Origin of the sequence: Microbulbifer sp. ALW1, from assembly GCF_009903625.1 — a bacterium.
In the GTDB taxonomy this organism is placed as follows: domain Bacteria; phylum Pseudomonadota; class Gammaproteobacteria; order Pseudomonadales; family Cellvibrionaceae; genus Microbulbifer.
Genome location: NZ_CP047569.1, coordinates 2000772 through 2023772 on the forward strand (window position 1 = coordinate 2000772; position 23001 = coordinate 2023772).

The 23001-nt window shown below is 54.2% G+C and carries 22 protein-coding genes; 16 read left to right on the forward strand and 6 right to left on the reverse strand.

Annotated elements, in window-relative coordinates; genetic code table 11:
- Positions 1–181: 181 nt before the first annotated feature.
- The 8 genes from ispG to GRX76_RS08215 all read left to right on the forward strand — a co-directional run bounded on the left by ispG (position 182) and on the right by GRX76_RS08215 (position 9135).
- Complete coding sequence (ispG, locus tag GRX76_RS08180) at positions 182–1303, forward strand: flavodoxin-dependent (E)-4-hydroxy-3-methylbut-2-enyl-diphosphate synthase (RefSeq protein WP_160152857.1); 1122 nt, start codon at positions 182–184, stop codon at positions 1301–1303.
- 70 nt (positions 1304–1373) lie between these two features.
- The gene (gene hisS, locus GRX76_RS08185) at positions 1374–2636 is read left to right on the forward strand and encodes a histidine--tRNA ligase (protein ID WP_160152858.1); all 1263 of its coding nucleotides are present in this window, start codon (positions 1374–1376) and stop codon (positions 2634–2636) included.
- Positions 2637–2702: 66 nt separating this feature from the next.
- Entirely contained in the window at positions 2703–3419 is a 717-nt protein-coding gene (locus GRX76_RS08190) for a tetratricopeptide repeat protein (protein ID WP_160152859.1), read from the forward strand.
- Positions 3416–4582, forward strand: a complete 1167-nt coding sequence (gene bamB, locus GRX76_RS08195) for an outer membrane protein assembly factor BamB (RefSeq protein ID WP_160152860.1) — start codon at positions 3416–3418, stop codon at positions 4580–4582. The genes GRX76_RS08190 and bamB overlap by 4 nt, the downstream gene beginning before the upstream one ends.
- 128 nt (positions 4583–4710) lie before the next feature.
- The gene (gene der / locus GRX76_RS08200) at positions 4711–6105 is read left to right on the forward strand and encodes a ribosome biogenesis GTPase Der (protein WP_160152861.1); all 1395 of its coding nucleotides are present in this window, start codon (positions 4711–4713) and stop codon (positions 6103–6105) included.
- Positions 6106–6393: 288 nt separating this feature from the next.
- Entirely contained in the window at positions 6394–7851 is a 1458-nt protein-coding gene (locus tag GRX76_RS08205) for an NAD-dependent succinate-semialdehyde dehydrogenase (RefSeq protein WP_160152862.1), read from the forward strand.
- A 28-nt stretch (positions 7852–7879) separates the two neighbouring features.
- Positions 7880–8596, forward strand: a complete 717-nt coding sequence (tsaA, locus tag GRX76_RS08210; protein WP_160152863.1) for a tRNA (N6-threonylcarbamoyladenosine(37)-N6)-methyltransferase TrmO — start codon at positions 7880–7882, stop codon at positions 8594–8596.
- A gap of 86 nt (positions 8597–8682) precedes the next feature.
- On the forward strand, positions 8683–9135 hold the full coding sequence (locus GRX76_RS08215; RefSeq protein ID WP_160154887.1) for a protein disulfide oxidoreductase: 453 nt from the start codon (positions 8683–8685) through the stop codon (positions 9133–9135).
- Here the strand turns inward: GRX76_RS08215 and yacG are convergent.
- The 5 genes from yacG to pilB are packed head-to-tail and all read right to left on the reverse strand — an operon-like array spanning position 9132 to position 13881.
- Positions 9132–9338, reverse strand: a complete 207-nt coding sequence (gene yacG / locus GRX76_RS08220) for a DNA gyrase inhibitor YacG (protein WP_160152864.1) — start codon at positions 9336–9338, stop codon at positions 9132–9134. The genes GRX76_RS08215 and yacG overlap by 4 nt on opposite strands.
- A 42-nt stretch (positions 9339–9380) precedes the next feature.
- Positions 9381–9995 (reverse strand): dephospho-CoA kinase, encoded by a 615-nt coding sequence (coaE, locus tag GRX76_RS08225; RefSeq protein WP_160152865.1) that lies wholly within the window; start codon positions 9993–9995, stop codon positions 9381–9383.
- A 1-nt stretch (position 9996) separates the two neighbouring features.
- On the reverse strand, positions 9997–10881 hold the full coding sequence (locus tag GRX76_RS08230; RefSeq protein WP_160152866.1) for an A24 family peptidase: 885 nt from the start codon (positions 10879–10881) through the stop codon (positions 9997–9999).
- Between the two features lies 1 nt (position 10882).
- Entirely contained in the window at positions 10883–12106 is a 1224-nt protein-coding gene (locus GRX76_RS08235; RefSeq protein ID WP_160152867.1) for a type II secretion system F family protein, read from the reverse strand.
- Positions 12107–12156: 50 nt separating this feature from the next.
- Positions 12157–13881 carry a type IV-A pilus assembly ATPase PilB gene (gene pilB, locus GRX76_RS08240; RefSeq protein WP_160152868.1) on the reverse strand — a complete coding sequence of 575 codons (1725 nt, stop codon included), beginning with the start codon at positions 13879–13881 and terminating at the stop codon, positions 12157–12159.
- Positions 13882–14326: 445 nt separating this feature from the next.
- Here pilB and GRX76_RS19430 point away from each other — a divergent pair, with 445 nt between their 5' ends.
- The 3 genes from GRX76_RS19430 to GRX76_RS08255 all read left to right on the forward strand — a co-directional run bounded on the left by GRX76_RS19430 (position 14327) and on the right by GRX76_RS08255 (position 16463).
- Positions 14327–14743, forward strand: a complete 417-nt coding sequence (locus GRX76_RS19430) for a prepilin-type N-terminal cleavage/methylation domain-containing protein (protein WP_305075899.1) — start codon at positions 14327–14329, stop codon at positions 14741–14743.
- A gap of 593 nt (positions 14744–15336) precedes the next feature.
- Positions 15337–16008, forward strand: a complete 672-nt coding sequence (locus GRX76_RS08250; protein WP_160152870.1) for a hypothetical protein — start codon at positions 15337–15339, stop codon at positions 16006–16008.
- 182 nt (positions 16009–16190) lie between these two features.
- Positions 16191–16463: a YdcH family protein gene (locus GRX76_RS08255; RefSeq protein WP_201276943.1), complete on the forward strand. Its 273-nt coding sequence runs from the start codon at positions 16191–16193 to the stop codon at positions 16461–16463.
- Positions 16464–16520: 57 nt separating this feature from the next.
- On the opposite strand, the gene GRX76_RS08260 is transcribed toward GRX76_RS08255, so the two are convergent.
- Complete coding sequence (locus tag GRX76_RS08260; protein ID WP_160152871.1) at positions 16521–16907, reverse strand: DUF2750 domain-containing protein; 387 nt, start codon at positions 16905–16907, stop codon at positions 16521–16523.
- Between the two features lie 225 nt (positions 16908–17132).
- Here GRX76_RS08260 and GRX76_RS08265 point away from each other — a divergent pair, with 225 nt between their 5' ends.
- From GRX76_RS08265 to GRX76_RS08285, 5 genes are all read left to right on the forward strand, one after another.
- Positions 17133–18959: a sodium:proton antiporter gene (locus GRX76_RS08265; RefSeq protein ID WP_160152872.1), complete on the forward strand. Its 1827-nt coding sequence runs from the start codon at positions 17133–17135 to the stop codon at positions 18957–18959.
- Between the two features lie 199 nt (positions 18960–19158).
- Positions 19159–20340 (forward strand): PilT/PilU family type 4a pilus ATPase, encoded by a 1182-nt coding sequence (locus GRX76_RS08270; protein ID WP_160152873.1) that lies wholly within the window; start codon positions 19159–19161, stop codon positions 20338–20340.
- Positions 20341–21008: 668 nt separating this feature from the next.
- Positions 21009–21857, forward strand: a complete 849-nt coding sequence (locus tag GRX76_RS08275; protein WP_236250604.1) for a glycosyltransferase family 2 protein — start codon at positions 21009–21011, stop codon at positions 21855–21857.
- Between the two features lie 30 nt (positions 21858–21887).
- Positions 21888–22373 (forward strand): UDP-N-acetylglucosamine--LPS N-acetylglucosamine transferase, encoded by a 486-nt coding sequence (locus GRX76_RS08280; protein WP_160152875.1) that lies wholly within the window; start codon positions 21888–21890, stop codon positions 22371–22373.
- A 129-nt stretch (positions 22374–22502) separates the two neighbouring features.
- Positions 22503–22985, forward strand: coding sequence for a glycosyltransferase (locus tag GRX76_RS08285; protein WP_160152876.1), 483 nt, complete (start codon positions 22503–22505; stop codon positions 22983–22985).
- Positions 22986–23001: the final 16 nt, after the last annotated feature.

A 23001-nucleotide genomic window follows, 5' to 3' on the forward strand; every position in this document is an offset into this window, starting at 1 on the left:
GCGGAGGCGCCGGAGTGTACTTGGCGTACATGAGGGTGCCGAGCACCGCCGGACGCCGTCAGGCGCACGCGCAGTAGATTTTTAGGGGTGCGCTGTAGGTTTGCGCCCAATCTCTCTATAATCCCCCCGTTTTTCCATCTCCAGCCTTTTGGCCCGCTCAGTAACCAATACAGGTTTTGTTATGCAGTTCGAGTCACCCATAGTTCGCCGCGTGTCGCGCCAGATCATGGTGGGCAATGTGCCGGTCGGCGGCGGTGCGCCCATTTCGGTGCAGAGCATGACCAACACCGAAACCTGTGATGTGGCTGCCACGGTAGGGCAGATACAGCAGCTGGAGCGCGCCGGCGCCGACATAGTGCGGGTTTCCGTGCCCTCCATGGAGGCCGCAGAGGCCTTCGGCGAGATCAAGAAACAGGTGAATGTGCCGCTGGTGGCCGATATCCACTTCGATTACCGCATCGCCCTGCGCGTGGCGGATCTGGGTGTCGACTGTCTGCGCATCAACCCCGGCAATATCGGTCGCGAGAAGCGTATCCGTGCCGTGGTCGACAAAGCGCGCGACCTGAATATTCCGATCCGTATCGGTGTGAATGCCGGCTCCCTGGAAAAGGACCTGCAGAAAAAATACGGCGAACCAACACCGGACGCGCTGGTGGAATCCGCCCTGCGTCATGTGGACATACTGGACAGCCTGAACTTCCAGGACTTCAAGGTCAGCGTAAAAGCTTCCGATATCTTTATGGCCACTGCGGCCTACCGCAAACTGGCCACCCAGATTGAACAGCCCCTGCACCTGGGGATTACTGAAGCCGGCGGCCTGCGCGCTGGTACCGTGAAATCCGCCATTGGCCTGGGCGCGCTGTTGCTGGACGGCATCGGCGATACCCTGCGGGTGTCCCTGGCGGCGGATCCGGTAGAAGAAGTGAAGGTGGGCTGGGATCTGCTCAAGAGCCTGCGCCTGCGCACCAAGGGCATCAACTTTATTGCCTGCCCCAGCTGCTCCCGCCAGAACTTCGATGTGGTGAAAACCATGAACGAGCTGGAGAGCCGCCTTGAAGATATCACCACGCCGCTGGATGTGGCGGTAATCGGCTGCATCGTCAACGGTCCCGGTGAAGCCAAAGAGGCGGATATCGGACTTGCCGGTGGTACTCCGAGCCACGCTATCTACGTGGACGGCCAGCCGGACCGCAAATTCAAGAACGACAATCTGGTGGACGACCTGGAAAAGCTGATCCGCGAGAAAGCCGCGGCCAAGGCAGAGCAGGAAGCCAGCATCATTGCGAAAGAAACTGCCGAGTAAGCAGCGTCCGCAGAAATCAGGATACCGGCAGCGGCCGGTGTGACGATCGATTAGTAAGTAAGGATTACCGTTGAAACAACTTCGCGCCATCCGCGGCATGAACGACCTGCTGCCCACCCAGTCTCCGGTGTGGCAGTACGTGGAAAGCACCCTCAGCGAACTCTTCGCCCGCTACGGCTACAGTGAGATCCGCACGCCCATCCTTGAGGCGACTCAGTTGTTCGCCCGCGCCGTGGGCGAGGCCACCGATATCGTCGAAAAGGAAATGTACACCTTTGACGACAAGGGCGGTGATAGTGTCACCATGCGCCCGGAAGGCACTGCCGGCACCGTGCGCGCGGCCATTCAGAACAACCTGCTGATTCAGCCCCAGCGCCTGTGGTACTTCGGCCCCATGTTCCGCTACGAGCGCCCACAGAAGGGGCGCCTGCGCCAGTTCCACCAGTTTGGTGTAGAAGTCTTTGGCATCGAAGGCCCGGACATCGACGCAGAAATCCTGATGATGACCGCACGCCTGTGGAAGCAGCTGGGGGTTTCCGAGCATGTAACCCTTCAGCTGAACTCCCTCGGCAACAGCGAAAGCCGAGCGGCCTTCCGCGACGCCCTGGTGGAATACCTGTCGGTGCGTAAAGATCAGCTGGATGAAGACAGCCAGCGCCGTCTCGAGCGCAACCCGCTGCGCATTCTGGACAGTAAAAATCCGGATACTCAGGAACTGCTGACCGATGCCCCTTGTCTACTGGACTTCCTTGACGAGGAATCCCGTACACACTTCGATCAGTTACGCGCATTCCTGGATGCGGCCGGTGTGGTCTACGAGGTAAATCCGCGCCTGGTGCGCGGTCTCGACTACTATGGCAAAACGGTTTTCGAATGGGTGACCGACAGTCTCGGTGCCCAGGGTACCGTGTGTGCCGGCGGCCGTTACGACGGCCTCGTCGAGCAGATGGGCGGCAAACCCACCCCGGCGGTGGGCTTCGGCCTGGGCGTCGAGCGCCTGGTGCTGTTGCTGGAAACCCTTGAAGTGCTGCCGGATACCCTGGACCAGCAGGTAGACGCCTACCTGGTTGCGGTGGGTGATGTACAATCCGCTGCCTTGGCGGCCGCGGAACAACTGCGCAGCGAGCTGCCGTGGCTGAGATTGCAGACCCACTGCGGTGGCGGCAGCTTCAAGAGCCAGATGAAAAAGGCCGATAAAAGCAACGCTGACTACGCATTGATCATCGGTGAAGATGAAGCGGCGGCGGGGCAGGTAACCGTGAAGTCCCTGCGCGCAGAGGTTGAACAGCAGACCGTCGCACTGGCGGAACTGGCAAGCATTTTACAGGGCTGATTGGCTAAAGAGCTGATCGCCCCTGGTTGACTCGGATATTGGATTTAAAAATAAGGCGAATAAGAAATGGCTGACCATTTGACCGAAGAAGAACAGATTGAATCGATCAAGCGCTGGTGGAAAGAAAACGGCACCGGCATCGTCACCGGTATCGTACTGGCGCTGGCCGGCTACTTTGGCTGGCAGTGGTGGCAGGGCAAGGAGCGCAGCGAAGCGGAAGCGGCCTCTAATCTGTACCAGGGTTTTGTTGAAGCCGTATCTGCCAATCAGGGCAAACCGGATAACAAGCAGTTGACCACGGCTCAGTCCCTGGCCCGCGAACTGAAAGACGATTACGCCACGCGCATCTACGCCACCCAAGCCTCCCTGGAACTGGCAGCGATGGCGGCAAAGAAAAACGACCTGGAAACGGCCATCAAAGAGCTGCAGTGGGCACTGGATAACTCCAGTGATGACGCGCTCAAGTTCGTTGCCAAGCGCCGTCTGGCGGCAGTAAAGGCCGCCCGCGGTGAAACCAAAGAAGCGCTGGCGTTGCTGGAGGGCGATGTGCCCGCCGCATTCGCCGCACTCTACGCGGAAACCCGTGGCGATATTCTGGTGCAGCAGGGCGATAAAGACGCTGCCCGCGCCGCCTACCAGCAGGCCCGTGCACAACTGTTGCCGGAGCAGTCTTCCGGTTCCCAGTTGCTGGACCTGAAGATCGAAAGCCTGGGCAGCGCCGCTGCAGAGTCCGACAGTGATGCAGAAGCGAAGGACGCAGACAAGGAGAGTGATGCGCAATGATACGCACTCAAAAGGCACTTAACCGGATAGTAGCGGTTGCCCTGGCCGCGGTGATCAGTGCCTGTGCTTCCAACGAAGAGAAGGAAGACACAGATCCCGTAGAACTGGTGGAAATCAGCGAGAGCGTTAAGCTGCGCGAAGTCTGGTCCAACAATATCGGCGACATCGACGCCCTGCGCTACGCGATGCTGAAGCCCGGCATCATCGACGGCAAGGTGATTGCCGCCAACAGTGATGGTGATGTTTACGCCTTTGATCGCGCCACCGGTAAGCGTCTGTGGCGAGTGGATATCGACCAGTCCATCAGCGGTGGTGTTGGCGTCGGTCTGGGCCTTGCGGTTGTTGCGGATTTTCGCGGCAAAGTGGTGGCGCTGGATTTGAACGACGGCAGCCAGCGCTGGGCGACCCAGCTGAGCGGTGAAGTGGTGTCCACGCCGGCAGTGGGTTCCGGCGTCGTTGTAGTGCAGACCGTAGACGGCAAGCTGCTGGGACTGGATGCCAGCACTGGCGAACAGCGCTGGCGCCATAATACCGTGCTGCCGGTGCTGACCCTGCGCGGCACTGCCAGCCCGGTCATTTCTGCCGGTGTGGTCTATGCCGGCCTGGATAACGGCAAGCTGATTGCGCTGAGTGCCGCCGATGGCCTCTCCCGCTGGGAACAGCGGGTTGCCATTCCCCAGGGTTCTGCGGAACTGGAGCGGGTAGTGGATATCGACGGCGCACCACTGGTGCGCGGTGAGCTGGTGTTTGCCGCCAGCTACCAGGGCCGTGTTGTTGCCCTGTCTCGGGAAGATGGCCGTGGCCTCTGGGCCCGTGACGCGTCTACCAACCACAATGTGGCCGTAGGCGCGGGCCAGGTTTACCTGAGCGACGCCAACGGTAGTGTCCATGCCTACAATGTGGGTAATGGGCAGATCCAGTGGACCAACAGCGAGCTGCTGCGCCGCCAGCTGAGTGGGCCGGCGTATCTGGGTGATGTGGTCGTAGTTGGTGACCTGGAGGGTTACCTGCACGCGTTGGATCCCACCACCGGACGTTTTGTGGGCCGTACCCGCATCGACCGCGACCCGGTGCGGATTCCGCTGCTGGCGGATGGTGACCTGCTGTTTGCCCTGTCAGATGACGGCGAACTGGTCGCACTGAGCCTCGAGCGGCTGCAGTAATCCGGTAGTAATGCATTTGTAGTTGGCGAAGTTCACAACCGAACCTCGCCACTCCAATTGATCATCGCCCGCAGTATGCGGGCGTTTGTATTTCTGGCAGTGGCCAGAATTTTGAGTAGAACGAAATTATGTTGCCTGTAATCGCCCTGGTAGGGCGCCCAAATGTGGGTAAATCCACCCTCTTCAATCGCCTGACCAAGAGCCGCGATGCTCTGGTGGCGAACTACGCCGGTCTCACCCGCGACCGCAAATACGGCGAGGCGGAATTTGAAGGCCGCAAGATGATCCTGGTGGACACCGGTGGTATCAGCGGTGGTGAAGAGGGCATCGACGCGGCCATGGCCCAGCAGTCCATGCAAGCCATCGAAGAAGCGGATTTTGTCCTGTTTATGGTGGACTGTCGTGCCGGTCTCACCCCCGCCGACGACATGATCGCCGAGCGCCTGCGCACCCGCTCCAAGCCCACCATCCTGGTGGCCAACAAAGTGGACGGCGTGAACCCGGACATCGCCCTGGCACCTTTTTATGAGCTAGGCATCGGCGAACTCTTCCCCACCACCGCCACCCACGGCCGCGGCGTGCGCTCGCTGATGGAGCGCCTCATCGAAGGCCTGCCAGCACCGGAAGAAGCGGAAGAAGAGGAAGAAGCCAAAGGCATTAAGATCGGCATCGTCGGCCGCCCCAACGTGGGTAAATCCACCCTGGTGAATCGCCTGCTGGGCGAAGACCGCGTAGTGGTATTCGACCAGCCCGGCACTACCCGTGACAGCGTGTACATCAACTACACCCGCGACGAAAAGCCCTACACCATCATCGACACCGCCGGTATTCGCCGCCGCAAAAACGTCAAAGAGTCCGTGGAGAAATTCTCCATCGTCAAAACCCTGCAGGCCGTGGAAGATGCCAACGTAGTGGTGCTGGTAATCGACGCCAGCGAAGGCCTCGTTGACCAGGACCTGCACCTGATGGGCAGTGTCATTCAGGCGGGCCGTGCATTGGTCGTCGCCCTGAACAAATGGGACGGGCTAGATCCGGATCACCGCGACTTCGTAAAAACCGAACTGGAGCGCCGCCTGCGTTTCGTGGACTTTGCGGATATCCACTTTATCTCCGCGTTGCACGGCACCGGCGTTGGCAACCTCTACCAGTCCATTGAGGCCGCCTACCAGTCCGCTACCGACAAGCTCTCAACCAATCACCTTACGCGTATCCTGCAGTGGGCGATTAGTGAGCACCAACCTCCACTGGTTAACGGCCACCGCATCAAACTGCGCTATGCCCACGCCGGTGGTCAGAACCCGCCGATCATTGTGATTCACGGCAACCAGACAGAGCAGGTACCGAACCACTACGTGCGCTACCTGGAAAAAACCTATCGCAAAGCCCTGGATCTGCACGGTACCCCGGTAAAAATCGAATTCCGCACCGGTGACAACCCCTACAAGGACAAGAAAAACAAACTCAGCGACCGCCAGAAAGCGAAGAAGCGTCGCTTGATGAAGTTTGTGAAGAAGAAAAAATAGTAGTTGGTTGCAGTCGTCAAGGGGCGCCGCAATACCCTTAAGGTAAAGGCGTTTAATGCGGCGCAAAGCTAAACTTGCCGGTTATAACTGAACCTTGAATTGAAGGTACAGATGGCTGGGTCAACCTTGCCAGACCGTCTGCGGCCAGGGCCGAAGGCGCCGCGTTGAAGCGGCCGGACCGGCCGCAGCCGAGCCCCCATGGATGGGTGTACGGCGTGTCTGGCAAGGTTGACCCAGCCAGCTGTGCCGCCACAAAGCTCGCCGGCAACTACGAGGAAAGGACCCCAAATGCTTAATCTCAAAAACCCCGACCTGCTGCGCAAACAGTCCTATATCAACGGCCAGTGGGTGGATGCCGACAACGGCAACACGCTCGACGTCACCAACCCCGCCACCGGCGAAACCGTCGCCACCATCGCAAGCTGCGGAGCAATCGAGACCCGGCGTGCCATCGAAGCGGCCAATACCGCCTGGCCTGCCTGGCGAGACCTCACCGTCAAAGCCCGCGCAAAAATCCTGCGCGACTGGTATAACCTCATCGTCGACAACGCCGACGACCTCGCAAAAATCCTCACCGCCGAACAGGGCAAACCCCTGGCTGAAGCCAAAACCGAAATCATCTACGGGGCCAACTACCTCGAGTGGTTTTCAGAGGAAGCCAAGCGCGCCTACGGCGATGTTATAGCGCCGCCCTCCAGCGACAAACGCATCGTGGTGATCAAACAGCCGGTGGGCGTTACCGCCTCGGTGACTCCCTGGAACTTCCCCAGCGCCATGATCGCGCGCAAGCTCGCCCCGGCACTGGCCACCGGCTGCACCTTCATCGCCAAGCCCGCGTCGGAAACCCCGCTGTCCGCACTGGCACTCGCCGTACTGGCAGAAGAAGCCGGTGTGCCGAAAGGTGTCTTCAACGTCGTCGTGGGTAAAAGTTCGCGGGAAATCGGCAAGGAAATGACCACCAACCCATTGGTGCGTAAATTCACCTTCACCGGCTCCACCGCGGTAGGTAAATTGCTGCAGGCCCAGTGCGCCGAGACCGTCAAGAAAACATCGATGGAACTGGGCGGCAATGCCCCGTTTATCGTATTCGACGACGCGGATATCGATGAGGCAGTAAAAGGCGCAATCATCTGCAAGTACCGCAACGCCGGGCAGACCTGTGTCTGTGCCAACCGCATTTTTGTGCAGGACAAAGTCTACGACGAGTTCGCGCAGAAATTTTCCGCTGCCGTCAGTGCGCTGAAAATGGGAAATGGCGCGGAAGAGGGAATTGAAGTCGGCCCCATGATCAATGCTACCGCAGTGGAAGACGTAAAGGCCCTGGTGGACGACGCCCTGGGTAAAGGCGCCAAGGCGCTCAATGACGGTGGCCCCAGTGACATGGGTGAGTGCTTCTATACCCCCACCGTATTGACCGGTGTGGATGACACCATGAAACTCTTCAAGGAAGAGATCTTCGGCCCGGTCGCACCGCTGTTTAAATTTTCCAGCGAAGAAGAAGCCATTCGCATGGCCAACGATACCGAATTCGGACTCGCTTCCTATTTCTACTCCCGCGATATTGGCCGTATCTGGCGTGTGGCGGAGGGGCTTGAATACGGCATGGTGGGTATCAACGAAGGTATCATTTCCAACGAAATGGCACCCTTCGGCGGTATTAAAGAATCCGGTTCCGGCCGTGAAGGCTCCAAGTACGGCATCGATGACTACCTGGAAATCAAGTATCTGTGTATGGGCGGAATTTAGTATGGACGGAATTTAAAATGGGTGACATTTGAGCCCGAATTTAAATATCACGCCTGTAGCCGTAGCGCACAGCTGCTTTAGCGAAAAGTTCGGCATCCCCCGCCAGCCCCTGCTGGCGGATGCCAGCCGTGCTTCCATTGAACTAATCCCCCCATTCAACGACCCGGATGCAGTTGCCGGCCTGGAGCAGCACAGCCACCTCTGGCTTACCTGGCAGTTTCACCAGGTCGCCGGCCAATGGTCCCCCAAGGTGCGTCCCCCGCGTTTGGGGGGCAACAAAAAGCTCGGTGTCTTCGCCACACGCTCTCCGTTCAGGCCCAACAATATCGGTTTGTCGGTAGTGCGCTTGATCGAAGTGCGCACGCACCCCAGGGTTGAACTGATCGTAGCCGGCGCCGACCTGCTGGATGGCACCCCGATCCTGGATATCAAACCCTATATTCCCTATGCCGACAGTGTCCCCGCTGCCACTAGTGCATTGGCAGAAGCGGCACCGGCGGCAACCCCGGTACATCTTCCCGAGGCGATTGCTCAGGTCGCGCAAAACTATCGCGATGACTGGGGCACGGATTTGCCCGAGCTCATCAAACAGGTGCTGTCTCAGGACCCCAAGCCGGCTTACCAGCAGCCGGATCCTGAGCGGATTTACGGTATGGAACTCTGCGGTTTTAACCTGCAGTGGCGCTACGTCAGTGGAGAGATTGAAGTGACCGGGCTGAATGCGCTGATCGAGGAAAGCAGTTAGTGAGCCAACCAGTGAGTCAGCAGTCAGCGTTGCGAAAAACAGGAGTCTGGAAAAGGCGGCTGTGGTCGCTTCTCAAGTTTCTGCTGATGGCCGCGGTCATTGTCAGCGCGGTTTCCTGGTACCACGGGCGCAATATGCCCAAGGGCGTGGCTCCAGTGCTGGTTGCACCGGATATCAACGGTTTGCCACTCGACCTGCAAGCAATGACGCAGAAGGGCCCGGTAATGATCTATTTCTGGGCAACCTGGTGTGGCTATTGCCGTGTGATTTCCCCGGCGGTTTCCGACCTCGCGCAAGATCATCAGGTCATCACCGTCGCCCTGCAGTCGGGCACCCCGGAGGAAGTGGCCACTTACCAGCAGCAACACCACCTCAATTTTCGGACGATCAACGACCCGAGTGGGGCACTCAGTGCCAGCTGGGGGTTACAGGTGACCCCAACAATCGCCATTGTCGATCGCGAGGGCAAGGTCAGCGCAGTAACATCCGGAATGACGTCCAAGTGGGGGCTGCAGGCAAGGATGTGGCTGGCGGATTAGTGCCGAGTCTTGTTCGGATCCAGGTCGTCACTCAGTACATCGTCATACACCGGCTGACCCGGGATCTTGTGCCCCTCACTGGCCCATTCACCCAGATCGATCAACTTGCAGCGCTCGCAGCAAAATGGCCGAAAGGGGTTGCTTGAACTCCACTCTATCGGCTTTTTACAAGTAGGGCAGGGGACGGTCGGCTTGTCGGACATGATAAAACTGCTGGTTACGGTGGGCGGGTCATGATGTGTTGGTCATGAGCGCGTTGCTATCGCCAGATACTGCTGGTGGAGCTTGTCCACCTGGGCCTCCAGCGACGCCAATGAGCCGCTATTATCCAGAATATCGTCCGCCTTTGCACACCGCTCTGCCCGTGGCAGCTGGGCGGCCATAATCTTGCGGATCTGCTCCACAGAATTGGCATCCCGCGCACTGGCGCGGGCCAGTTGCACCTCTTCCGGTAAATCCACCACACAGATACGTTGCACCAGCTCAGACTGGCTGGTCTCGATCAACAGGGGAGATTCCAGCATGGCGTAAGGCGCAGTGTGAGTCTCTTTACTTGCAGTCAGCGACGCAATGATCTCGTCCCGGATCAGCGGGTGTGTCAGCCGTTCCAGCCAGACCCGCTCCACCGGGTTGTCGAACACCAGTTTGCGCAACTGTGCGCGATCCAGCGAACCGTTGGCGAGCAGAATGTCATCGCCAAAATGTTCGGCAATGGCCAGCAGTGCCGGTCGGCCGGGCTCCACCACAACCCGCGCAGCCCAGTCCGCATCCACCACATTCACACCGTGATGGCGAAACCGTGCCGCTGCTGCGGATTTTCCGCTGCCGATACCGCCGGTGAGCCCTACGGTAAAAGTCACCTTAACTGCTCAGCCCGGAAACACGGAAGTACCAGCCCATAATCTGCTCGCCCCACAGCATGGCAATCCAGGCCGCGCCGGCGAGATAGGGGCCAAAGGCGATTGGCAGGTTCTTGTCCCGCCCGGAAATCAGTGTCCACAAAATACCCACCAGCGCACCGACGGCGGCAGAGAGCAGAATCACCATTGGCAGTACCTGCCAGCCAAACCAGGCTCCGATGGCCGCAAGGATCTTGAAGTCCCCGGCTCCCATCCCTTCCTTGCCGGTCACCAGCTTGAAGATATGGAACACACCCCAGAGTGCCAGGTAGCCGGCAATAGCGCCGATCACTGCATCTTGTAAGGGTGCAAACACGCCCCAGATATTAATCAACAGGCCCGCCCACAACAGCGGCAGGGTAATGCTGTCTGGCAGTAACTGCTTGTCGAAATCAATCCCGGTCAGTGCCACCAGCGCCCAGGTAAAAAACACCCCGGCCAGCGCCTGCCAGGTAAAGCCCAGCTGCCACACCACAATAACGGTCAGAATACCCGTAACCAGCTCCACCATCGGGTAGCGCTTGGAAATCGGTGCATTGCAATTGCCGCACTTACCTCTCAGCAGCAGGTAACTGATGATGGGGATATTCTGCCAGGGCTTGATGATCGTCTCGCACTTGGGGCAGTGGGAGTGGGGCAGCACCAGGTTGTAGGTTTCATCCAGCTGCTTTTGTTCTGCCGCAGAGGGCGTTTTTTCAAAGTAGCTGTAAAAGTCCCGCTGGTACTCGCGCTCCATCATGATCGGGAGGCGGTGGATGACGACATTCAGGAAGCTGCCGACTAGCAGGCCTAAAACAAAAGCGCTGCTTAGTAGCAGCGCTGGGTGGGAAATTAGCGTTTCGATCATTTTAGATAACTTTGCCGAGCTGGAAGATGGGGAGGTACATGGCGATCAACAGGCCACCTACTAGAATTCCCAATACAGCCATGATCATGGGCTCAAGGAGGGCAGTAAGATTGTCAACCATATTGTCCACAGCTTCTTCGTAAAAGTCTGCGGCCTTGCTCAGCATTTCATCCAGAGCACCGGTTTCTTCACCGATGGCGGTCATCTGGATTAACATGGGTGGGAAAAGCTTAGATGTGCTCATGGAAGTATTGAGCGGCACGCCAGTAGCAACAGTGTCACGAATTCTGAAGGTTGCTTCCTGATAAATTACATTACCTGTGGCGCCAGCAACGGATCTAAGTGCATCAATCAGGGGGACACCTGCTGCAAAAGTTGTTGAGAGTGTGCGGGCATAACGTGCAGCAATTGAGTTGTAAGTGATCTGGCCGAGCACTGGAATTTTCAGTGCAAGTCGGTCGAAAAAGTGTGCCACTTTCTTGTTACGCTTTTTAATTTCAAGAGTGCCGCCAATGCCGATAACGATTCCAATAAAGGCTATGAGCCAGTTGGCTTGCATCCAGTCAGAAATTCCGAGCACGAACAGTGTAAATGCAGGGAGCTCTGCACCAAAGCCGGCAAAGGTTTCAGCAAAAGTGGGTACCACCTTAACGAGCAAAATAGCAGTTACAACAACAGCAACGATGACTACGGCAATAGGGTAGGTCATTGCTTTCTTGATTTTCTTCTTCAATGACTCCGTTTTTTCTTTGTAGGTGGCAATCCTTCCCAGCATGGTCTCGAGAGCACCCGATTGCTCACCAGAATCCACCAAGTTGCAGAACAGCTCATCAAAATAGAGTGGATGTTTACGCAATGCTTCGGCGAAGCTGGTGCCGGAAGCTACCTCATCCCTAATTTCAAGAATTAATTTTCTTAAGCTTGCGTTATCGCTACCATCGGCGACGATTTCAAAGCTCTGAACTAGGGGTACACCAGCCTTGGTCATAGTTGCCAACTGACGGGTAAACAGCGCGATATCACCAGCTTTAATTTTCTTTTTACCGCCAAACAGAGGGGCGGATTTTTTCTGCACTCGATTGGCAATAATACCCTTGCGACGGAGATGGGCTTTCACCAGTGCGGGACTGGTGCCGCTTGCCTCTCCTTCGACCTTGTTGCCCTTGGCATCCACGCCTTTATATATATAGGTGGTTGCTACTGCACTGGCGGCGGCATTGGCCATGGTGTAATTCCCGATTGTTATTGCTAATCTATAGTGTTGTCTTAAAGGGATTAATCGTTAGTAACCCGGTTAGCTTCTTCCAGGCTGGTGACCCCCATCACCACTTTCCGCAATGCGGAGACGCGCAAGTTATTGAAACCTTCCTTGCGTGCTTGGTCGGCGATCTGAATTGAATTACCGCCCTCCATTATAATGCGCGAAATTCCATCAGTGATGCGAACCACTTCATACACACCCACGCGTCCCTTGTAGCCTTTGGTACAGTGCTCACAGCCCACTGGCTGGAATATCTGCCATTCGCTTTTTGGGATGGTTACCGTATCAAATCCTTCATCTTGCAATACTTCGTCTGGAAGCTGTGCGGGCTTTTTACACTCGTTACAAAGGCGTCGCGCCAGGCGCTGGGCGATAATCACACTAACCGAGGTGGCGATATTGAAGGTGGGAACCCCCATATTCATCAGGCGGGTCAATGTTTCCGGTGCAGAGTTGGTATGCAGGGTCGATAGTACCAAGTGACCCGTCTGCGCCGCCTTGATCGCGATCTCGGCAGTTTCCAGATCCCGGATTTCCCCCACCATCACGATATCCGGATCCTGACGCAGGAAGGAGCGCAGTGCCTCAGCGAAATTCAAACCTACCTTGTTGGATACATTGACCTGGTTGATCCCCTCCAGGTTAATTTCCACCGGATCTTCCGCAGTAGAAATGTTGCGCTCCGGGGTGTTGAGAATATTCAGGCCGGTATACAGGGATACGGTCTTACCGGAGCCTGTAGGTCCAGTTACCAGAATCATACCTTGGGGCTGATCTAGCGCATCCAGGTAAATCTGTTTCTGTTCTTCTTCGTAGCCGAGGGCATCGATGCCCAGTTTGGCTGAAGAGGGATCAAGAATCCGCAGTACGATTTTTTCACCCCACAGGGTAGGCAGGCTATTCACCCGGAAGTCGATGGCCTTGGTCTTGGAGACCTTCATCTTGATCCGCCCATCCTGGGGTACTCGCCGTTCGGAGATGTCCATTTTGGACATTACCTTGAGTCGGGCTGAAAGGCGGCCGGCTAACTGGATTGGAGGGCGCGCTACCTCGTGCAAAATACCATCCGTACGCATGCGTACCCGATAGATCTTTTCATAGGGTTCGAAGTGAATATCGGAGGCACCGGTACGTATCGCGTCCAAGAGCACCTTGTTCACAAAACGTACAACAGGGGCTTCGTCTCCTCCAGGCTCGTTATCTCGATCCTGGTCGGGTGTATCCCCCCCGTCCACATCTAGATTGTCAAGATCGTCGTCATCAAGCCCTTCTAGACCGCCACCCATATCGCCGCTATTGGAGAGATAGCTTTCAATCGCTTTGGCTAGTTTATCTGACTCTACCAATACCGCTTCAGTGTTCAAGCCGGTATTGAAATTGAAATCGTCCAGTGCCGCGAGGTTGGTTGGATCCGCCACCGCAATAAAAAGGCGACTGCCCCGTTTGTAGAGGGGAAGAGCAAAATGCTTGCTGATCAATTTTTCATCGGCAACATCTTTGGGAAGCAGTTCGAAGTTGTAACTGCCTAGGTCATATAGAGGGCTGCCAAATGCCACTGCCGCACTGTTGGCCAGTTCTCTGCTTTTGACCAGTTTGGATTCCACCAGGTGTTGGGCAAAACTCTGGCGTTCACGTTTTGCAGCCTCTAGTGCTGAGGCTGCTGTGGCTTCATCGATTACTTTGTCGAGCACCAGCCGCTTGGCCAGACCGCTCAGGGGGGGGCTGTTTGTGGAGCTCATTTTGGGAACTGATTACTATGTAAGTTTGTATGTTTGTTGTTCGTAGAGCAGTGTTGTATTGAGCATCAATATAACGAATAAAGGCTTGGCCGCCAATTACCCCAAGAGCCAATCTGTTCACAGCGTTAAGACGCAAATTTAATGTGACTTGTTAAGGTTGGAGTTGTGCGATGAATTGGTAGTGGCGCAATTCGCCCCATTTGCTTCGAAGCTAGGCCTCTCATTCTCAACTGGATGTGACAATTTGTGTCACAGTTTGCCTATTACCTGCTTCTGGGTAGGAGGATTGGTCAATAAATATCCATTTTGTGGGTATTTCCCCCCCAGGTGCGGGGGGATAAGGCAATTTTCGCGCTTGCGCGTTTTGCCACAACCCCTGTATCTTAACTGCCGACTTCCTCACGGGATTTCACTAACAACAACAGTCTGTATGGAGACGGTTACAATGAAAAAGCAACAGGGCTTTACTCTTATTGAATTGATGATCGTGGTAGCGATTATCGGCATTCTTGCTGCGGTTGCAGTTCCTGCTTATCGCGAGTACGTCGCTACCTCCTACGGCGGTGCCGCTATGAAAGGCGTAGCTGGATTTGTTGGCAAAGCGCAAGCTTGTATTGGTACCGGCATTGGCTGTAACACTCTTAACACCGAAGTTGGTAACACTACTGAACTGACTGCGTCAGTTACTCTTGCTGAAGCAACTGCGTCAGTTCTGACTTGGGCCAATGCTGGCTGTAAAGTAGCGGCTTCTATTAGTGGTGACGGCCAGGTAGTTTATACCTCCAACACTGCGAACTCTTCTATTGCTACTGCCGCTCAGTGCTTGGAAGGTTCTACTGCGACTACCGATACAAACCTGTAACGATTAGTTGTGAACGGTTAAGCTAACATTCAAATTTGACTTTGATATTTAGCTTAAAAAAAGCCCCGCAAATGCGGGGCTTTTTTGTTTCGGGCTAGATGGTGAAATCAAATCGTGACATAAAGTATTCTTGCCAATCTTTCTTTGCGGGTAGACCATTACAACTGGTACGCCCTATATCATGTTTGGAATTGTGGATTGGCCCGGCAGAAAATATTTCCCGGTACGGATTACTACTTCTCCTTTCTCGATATTTTGGCAGATGTGCACCAACAATTTCCGATTCAAGCCCACGCTATTGCTTGATGTGGGAACTTGTCGCGTTCCCTCGAAACAGTGTCGATGGACGGCTGCTCTTGCCTAGCCACAAGGGCTATAACCCGGCACCAACGTTGTAATTTGGCTTTACCGCGATTAAACGGGGCTTTTACGGCAGCAGATTGGCCTGCCGTTCGATGGTGTACATTGCGCCGAGGGCTCTCTGTTCTTGGTGCTATAGAATGAATTTTGTGCCTTTCGGCTGAATCCTCACCGTCTTCACACAAAGTGCACATATAATCCTTTGAATTTCTAAAATAAAAGGAATTTGTGCTATGTCCGGCGGTGCCAACAAATCATTTTTAAGCAACCCTATCAGCTTTTTGAGAAATAACGTCCTGACTATCGACGTGCAGTCAATGGTGACCACCCCCTCGCAAAACGGGGGTTTGGCCAACTACTCTGCGAAGCACAATCAGGGTGGGCTGGTTACCGTCAATATCGCCAAGGACCCTGTCAACAAGGGGCTGAAGAGCACTGGTTCCTCTGCGGTTGCCTATAAAGTGTCCGAGGCCAGTGGCGCTCCTTCGAAACATTCCCATCAGTTCTCCGCCTATTACTTGCCCTTTATGAACAACGATTTCCGGGTAATGAATCTCGGCAATGCGGCTGACTTCTTTTTTACCGATACGATGAACGGCTGCTCTTTTGCCTGCGGCGCGGGTAACCCGCCAAAGATTGGGCACTTTAATCGTGTCTCCGGGCCGAATGACATGATTGACCAGAACGCGATCGATGGGGATATTTCTGGTCAGTTCCCGGGCGGCGTGCTGAAGTCCCTGAAAAAGACGGACTACAAAAATGATGTTGGCGAGGCGGCGTCTTTGGTGGGGGTCCGGACGAATGGTACTTGGGCGTTTTATTACCAGGTGTACTCCGTCGCCGGGGTGACCAAGACCGGTAAGGTGTATCAGATCGCCGATGGTATGCCTGCGACTGTCCGCTAGTATCGGCAGAGTAAATTTCCAACTTTTTTCGTTGCTTACCCTCACTGTACTTGTGAGGGTGGTACTTTCTCGTCGGTATATGACCTACCGAATAGCGCTAATCTCGGGAGTCTGTGACCGCTTGGACAGCCTGGCCTGGTGCACCAAGAATCCATTTCGCGCCAATCGAGACTAGACTTTAGGTGTTAACCAACGCTAACGAGGAGTCCCAGTCGATGGCCATGCGCACCCTGGAAACCGAATTTCCCGATCTCGCCGACAGTATCCGCCACCTGATTCAAGACAGTATTCAGTTCAAGACCGACAGAGACAATTACCACAAGCTGGATAAGGCCATCCGCGGTCTGGAAGAGCGCGGTGTGGCTACCGATGACAACCACTTCAATGAGCTGAAGATCCAGCGGGCCCACCTCAAGGATCAGTTGTATCGGCAGGCCAAAAGTCACAAGCACTGACGGCCGGTTTTAGCCCGTTTGAGACCCGCCCTGTGAACTATGGTTCGGGGCGGTCGCTCAGAAGCGGGCTAGTTCGTCACGCAGGTCTTGTTCGAGATCCTTAGGCTCGGTAATCCAGACACTTTCATCCGATCCCGGAAAAACACCCACTTCGATTCCGTCCTTTTTCAGGCCCGGCAGCCAGCGGTTGAGGAACTGGGGCAGGGGAATGCTTCTGGGGCTCAGGTCCGCGTCGCTACCGGCATGCGCCTCGGCAAATTCGCTGCTGGGCCACACTGGCAAATAGTCAAAGCCGCCATCTTCGTCCGAGTGCAGCTTCAGAAAGTGCTCGTCGCTATTGATCAGTATCCACACTTCCCGCTCTTCACCGACCAGGTCCAGAAAGTACTCGTAGCGTTCTTCGCAACTGAGGTCGAGAACGGCTTGGAGGTCATTGTTACTCATTTTGGGGCCTGTGTTTTCAGTTGGCATTGGGCGGAGCCTACAGGGGATTGATCGACGGGTGAAGCCGGATTGTCGAGGAGTGGTCCTGTTATAACGTGGCTTTGGTGCGAACCGTCGATACTAATATGGTCGACGCCAAACAGTCGAGGCAATAGATTTTCCGCGAATATGTGCACAATGATACTCTCGCTCTTAAACATTCCCTGAATTCGGCAGGCAAATATTATGGAAGATATCCTCGCAAACCCCATGGCGTTGTTGGTGATGGTGGGGATTGTCTCGATTGTCTGTCAGTACTTAGCCTATATGCTCAAGCTGCCGGCGATTTTGCCCTTGCTGCTGGCAGGATTGGTGCTGGGGCCGGTGACGGGAATTCTCGATCCGGACGCTCTGTTTGGCGACCTGCTTTTTCCGATTGTATCGCTGGCGGTTGCCATCATTCTGTTCGAGGGGGCGCTTACCCTCAAGTTTTCTGACCTTGCCGGGCACGGCACCATGGTGCGCAATTTGTGTACTCTGGGTGCCCTTGTGACCTTTCTGGTTGCGACGCCTGCTGCACACTATTTTCTCGGCATGCCAATGCAAATGGCCGCCTTGTTCGGCGCCATTGTCACGGTAACCGGGCCCACGGTGATTGTGCCCATGTTACGCACAGTGCGCCCGAATACCCGCATTTCAAATATTTTGCGCTGGGAGGGGATTGTTATCGATCCCATTGGTGCCCTGCTTGCGGTGCTGGTCTACGAGTACATCGTTGCGTTGCACGGTGCGCTGGAGCATACCCTGATCACTTTCCTCAAAGTCGTGGTTATCGGTTTTGGCGTTGGTTCCTTGATGGGGTATTTCGTGGGCTCCCTGCTAAGGAATAACTGGGTACCACACTATCTGCGCAATACGGCGGTACTGACGCTGATGCTCGGTGCCTACGCCGCCTCCAACCTGATGACCCATGAATCCGGCCTCCTGACGGTGACGGTGATGGGCATCTGGATGGCAAATATGAAAAACCTGGATGTCGATGACATTCTGGAGTTCAAGGAAACCCTCAGCGTACTGCTGATTTCGGCACTGTTTATCCTGCTTGCCGCGCGCCTGGAGTTTTTCACACTGACGCAGCTGGGGTGGGGCGCGCTGCTGGTTTTGGTGGCGATCATGTTTGTCGCCCGGCCGCTCTCGGTATTCCTGTCGTCTCCCGGTTCCGGTTTGAGCTGGCGTGAGCTGGCGCTGCTCAGTTGGATAGCGCCGCGGGGCATAGTGGCTGCGGCAGTCTCTGCACTTTTTGCCCTGAAGCTGGACACCATTGGGCTGCCCAAGTCCGAATTGTTGGTGCCGATGGTCTTTCTGGTGATTATCGCCACCGTTGTGCTGCAGAGCCTCACATCCAAAACAGTTGCCAAGCTGCTGGGCGTGCGTGCGCCTTATCCCAATGGCTACCTGTTGTTTGGCGGTGCCAAGTTTGCGCGCATGCTGGCGAAAGACCTGATGGAGAAGGGCGTTCCGGTGCGGATTGCGGATACCAACTGGGACGCCATCCGCGAGGCACGCATGGAAAATATCCCCACCTATTACGGTAACCCCATCTCCGAGCACGCGAGCCTGACTATGGACTTATCCACAGTGGGCAAGGTGCTGGTATTGTCGCCCTACAAACAGCTCAATCCCTTGGTGACCTACCACTTCGAGCACATCCTCGGAGATGGCTCGGTATTGGGATTAAGTAGCGGTACCCAGGAAGGGCGAGCTAGCCACAAGGTGTCAGAGGAGTACGCGAAAAAGCTGGAGCTCTTCTCTGACAGTGCAAGCTACAGCCGTCTTGCCAGCCTGGTGGCAAAAGGGGCAACGATCAAAACCACCCGCATCACCGAAGCCTTTACCATCGAGGATTACCGGGAAACCTACGGCAACCGTGCTACGCAGCTGTATGCGGTGGACCCACAGGGGAAAATTCATATCAATACGATTTCCCACGAGTTTGAACTGACGGCGGACTGGCAGCTCGTCAGTCTGATCGCGCCAGAGGAAGGTAGCGAGAAATTGGCAGAAAAGGAGTAGCGGCTCTGCCCCCCGAAAAAGGGAAAATGATTATCGATGGTTTTTAACGGCTGCGCGCATAGTCCTGTTAGCTACCGAAGGTAAGTGTTGATTTATTGATCTTGAAAACGAGACTCCGATCTCGTTTTTTATTTGCGATGCATCACGGTTTTGGTAGTCTCTGCACTCGACGATTTTCGCGCCAGCAGGAACTGAATCAATGGATTTCACCGGTTATCTCCGTGTACTCGCCAAAAACGATGGCTCTGACCTTTACCTCAGTACCGGAGCACCGCCCTGTGCCAAGTTTCAGGGTGTACTGAAGCCCCTGAGCAAGGAGCCACTTGCGCCCGGGGAGATCGAGAAGATCGCCACAGAAATCATGGATGAGGAGCAGCGCGAGGAGTTCAAGCGCGAACTGGAAATGAACCTGGCGATGACCATTCCCCATGTGGGGCGTTTCCGGATCAATATCTTCTGGCAGCGCAACCAGGTTTCCATTGTTGCGCGAAATATCGTCACCGAAATCCCGAAGTTTGATGACCTGAAGTTACCGCCCATCCTCAAGGATGTGGTGATGGCCAAGCGTGGCCTGGTGCTGTTTGTCGGTGGCACCGGTTCCGGAAAATCCACCTCTCTGGCAGCGCTGATCGACCATCGCAACACCAACAGTGGTGGACACATCATCACCATTGAGGATCCCGTGGAGTATGTGCACCGGCACAAGAAGAGTGTGATCAACCAGCGGGAAGTCGGTGTCGATACCCGCAGCTTTCACGCCGCCCTGAAAAATACCCTGCGCCAGGCGCCAGACGTAATTCTGATTGGCGAGATCCGCGATCGCGAAACCATGGAGCACGCCATCGCCTTTGCCGAGACCGGCCACCTGGCGATCTCCACCCTTCACGCCAACAACGCCAACCAGGCCCTCGACCGGATTGTGAATTTCTTCCCCGAAGAGCGCCGCCCACAACTGCTGATGTCCCTGTCGCAGAATATCCGCGCTTTTGTTTCACAGCGCCTGGTGCCAACGGTCGATGGCAAGCGCTGTGCCGCGGTGGAAATCCTGCTGGGTACCCAGACGATTAACGAGCTGATCCTCAAGGGTGAATTCCACAACATCAAGGAAATGATGGAGAAGTCGGAAAACCTTGGCATGCAGACGTTTGACGCCGCACTGTTCAAACTCTACGTGGAAGAGCGGATCAGCCACGAGGAGGCGATCAAGAACGCGGACTCTGCCAATAACCTGCGTCTGCGTATCAAAATGTATGAAGAGGGAAAGAAACCTAAGGCCGTGCCTGAGGAGGATGAGGCGAAAAGCGTTGGCGCCATTGCCGGCGGTGGGCTCGCGCTGTCCCTTGAGTCCATTGATGAAGAGGAAGAAGTGGTCAACTTCTAACCTACTGTATATATAGGTGAGCGCGTCAAACGGTGCGCTTACCAAACCCTTATAAGTAGAAGCTACTCGGAAATTCCAACACAAAAAGAAAAATTAACTATTTAACCGACCGATCTAAAATCGGCGACAAAGAATCCTGTTTCCGTTTTTTCGTAAAAAAAGTGCGTTAAACGGTTGAATCACCTCCTCCCTTCTCCCCCCGGCAAGTCGATGTAACTTACTCTGCGCATAAATCATCTTTTCTCCTGTTGGCTCCTGCCGGTGATCAGCCCGAAACACATGCTCCTAATTCTCTAGTTACATTTCATTATCTAAAGGGAAGCTATTGCGGATAGCCCGAATGGGCCCTTGTTTAAAACGAGCACCTCGATATTCTAGCTCCAAAGTGGGTTAACCGGTTAAGAAGGTATCATTCGTTACCGTAAAAACTGGTAAATCGCGCTGGAGAAATCTTAAGTCGGCAAGCTGAATTTTTTTCCAGTGCATGAGTGTACCTGAAAAACAGCATCTCAATTTTATTCGTCTTGGTGAGGCAGGTAAAAGATTAGTTGTCATGGGATTTTTCTGGTTTACCTCATTCTATCAGTACGTTTGTAAGCGTGGATCAACGTGAGTGACTACATAAACGCACATTGGGTTGGTCTAGTGTCTTGTAAAGTTGGAAGCGGATGATGGCGAGTGTAATTATTCCTGCCCATAATGAATCAGGCGTCATTGACCGTTGCTTACATTCAATTTTGCAAGAAGGCACTTCAAAAACTGATGCGTTCGAAGTGATTGTTGTCTGTAACGGTTGCTCGGATGACACCGCCCTTAGAGCAAAAAAGTATCCGAATGTCACCGTAGTAGAGATCACCGAAGCTTCCAAGATTAAGGCGTTAAATAAGGGTGACTCAGTTGCAGCATCTTATCCGCGTGTCTACCTGGACGCGGATATTGAAATCAGTTCCGGTTCTCTGAAGAAGGCAATTGAAATTATTCAGTCTTCTGAAATTCTCGCCGCATCACCAAAAGCTGAGTTTGATCTGACCTCATCCAATATTTGGGTCAAATCGTTTTATGCAATTTGGACCAAACTACCGTATTTCTCCCGTGGGAAAATGATTGGGTCCGGAATCTACATTCTTTCAGAAGAAGGGCGAGCTAGATTCACGAGCTTCCCAGACTTGGTGTCGGATGATGGCTTTATCAGGTCATTATTTAGTGATCATGAAAGACAGACGTTAAATGGATGCCATTTCAAAATCTTCGTGCCTCACACTCTAATAGAGTTAATCAAGATAAAACGGCGATCTGCCTTTGGCAACCGGGAATTGTCCGCGATCAACCCTAACGCTGATGTTGGTCGTGACAACACCGCAAAAGATCTGTTGGTATTAATTACGAAAAAACCATGGCTTATACCTGCGGCTATTGTCTATTTGATTGTGAAGCTGCGAATTAATTCTACCAATAGGAAAGCGTTGAGTTCGGGCGCGAAATTCAAATGGGAACGTGATATGAGTTCACGCGCCTAGTTTTTGTGTCACAGACAGGAGTTTTCGTTTATGGATGAACGTAACTTTAACGAAGCCAAAAATACTTCCAAAAAAGTGCTACTGATTTCATCAAGTGGTGGTCACTGGGTTCAGTTAAGCCGACTTGTGCCAAGTCTTGTTTCGTGTAATTTGTATTTTGCAAGTACTGATAAGTCATATCAGTCGACTGTTCCTGATGGACATTTCTTTTACGTGCCTGATGCGTCGAGAACAGATACAGTTTTCAAGATTTTAGCGCAAGCGATCACCGTTCTATTGACCATAATTCGCGTCAATCCACAGGTTGTCATTACAACAGGCGCGGCGCCAGGATTTTTTGCGGTTTTCTTTGCAAAAAAAATGGGTAAGAAAACCATTTGGATAGATAGTATCGCCAATGTTTGGGAGATATCAATGTCAGGGTCGAGGGCGATTAAGCACTCGGATTTGATGGTTACCCAATGGCCGCACCTGGATTCAGAACTGGGTGCCAAGTATTTCGGATCTGTAATTTAATTAAACATTCTAAGTCAGAAATTTTACGATGATCCGGCCTGCACACAGAAAGAATTATACGGCTAGCTTTTTATCCCGATAGAAAAATGGCCTATCAAGCCGTATAGAGAACATGGAATAGATAAGGCTATGATATTTGTCAGCGTAGGCACACAATTACCGTTCGATAGACTTATTTCAGCTATGGACGAATGGGCGTCAGGCCACCAAGGTTCTTCTGTATTTGCTCAGATAGGTGAAAGTCGATACGTTCCGAGAAATATTAATTTTGAGAAAAGCCTGAGTATTTCAGAGTATACCGATTTCTTTAATGAAGCGAATCTGGTGGTGTCACATGCTGGAATGGGGACAATAATTACCGCCTTGGAAACCCGCAAGCCACTCATAATAATGCCCAGGGAGTTTTCTCGCGGAGAACATCGGAACGATCATCAAATAGCGACAGCTGAAAAATTTTCTCACTTTGATCTGATACATGTCGTCAGAGATTCCGCCAGTTTATTTGGCGCAATCAACGCAGCAATGAAATCCTCTGAGGTGACCTCTAATCCGCGACTCGAGGTTTCCGATACGTTGATCAAAGCCATCGAGAGTGTGATTGAATCCGCCTGACAGGAATGCGGACGTC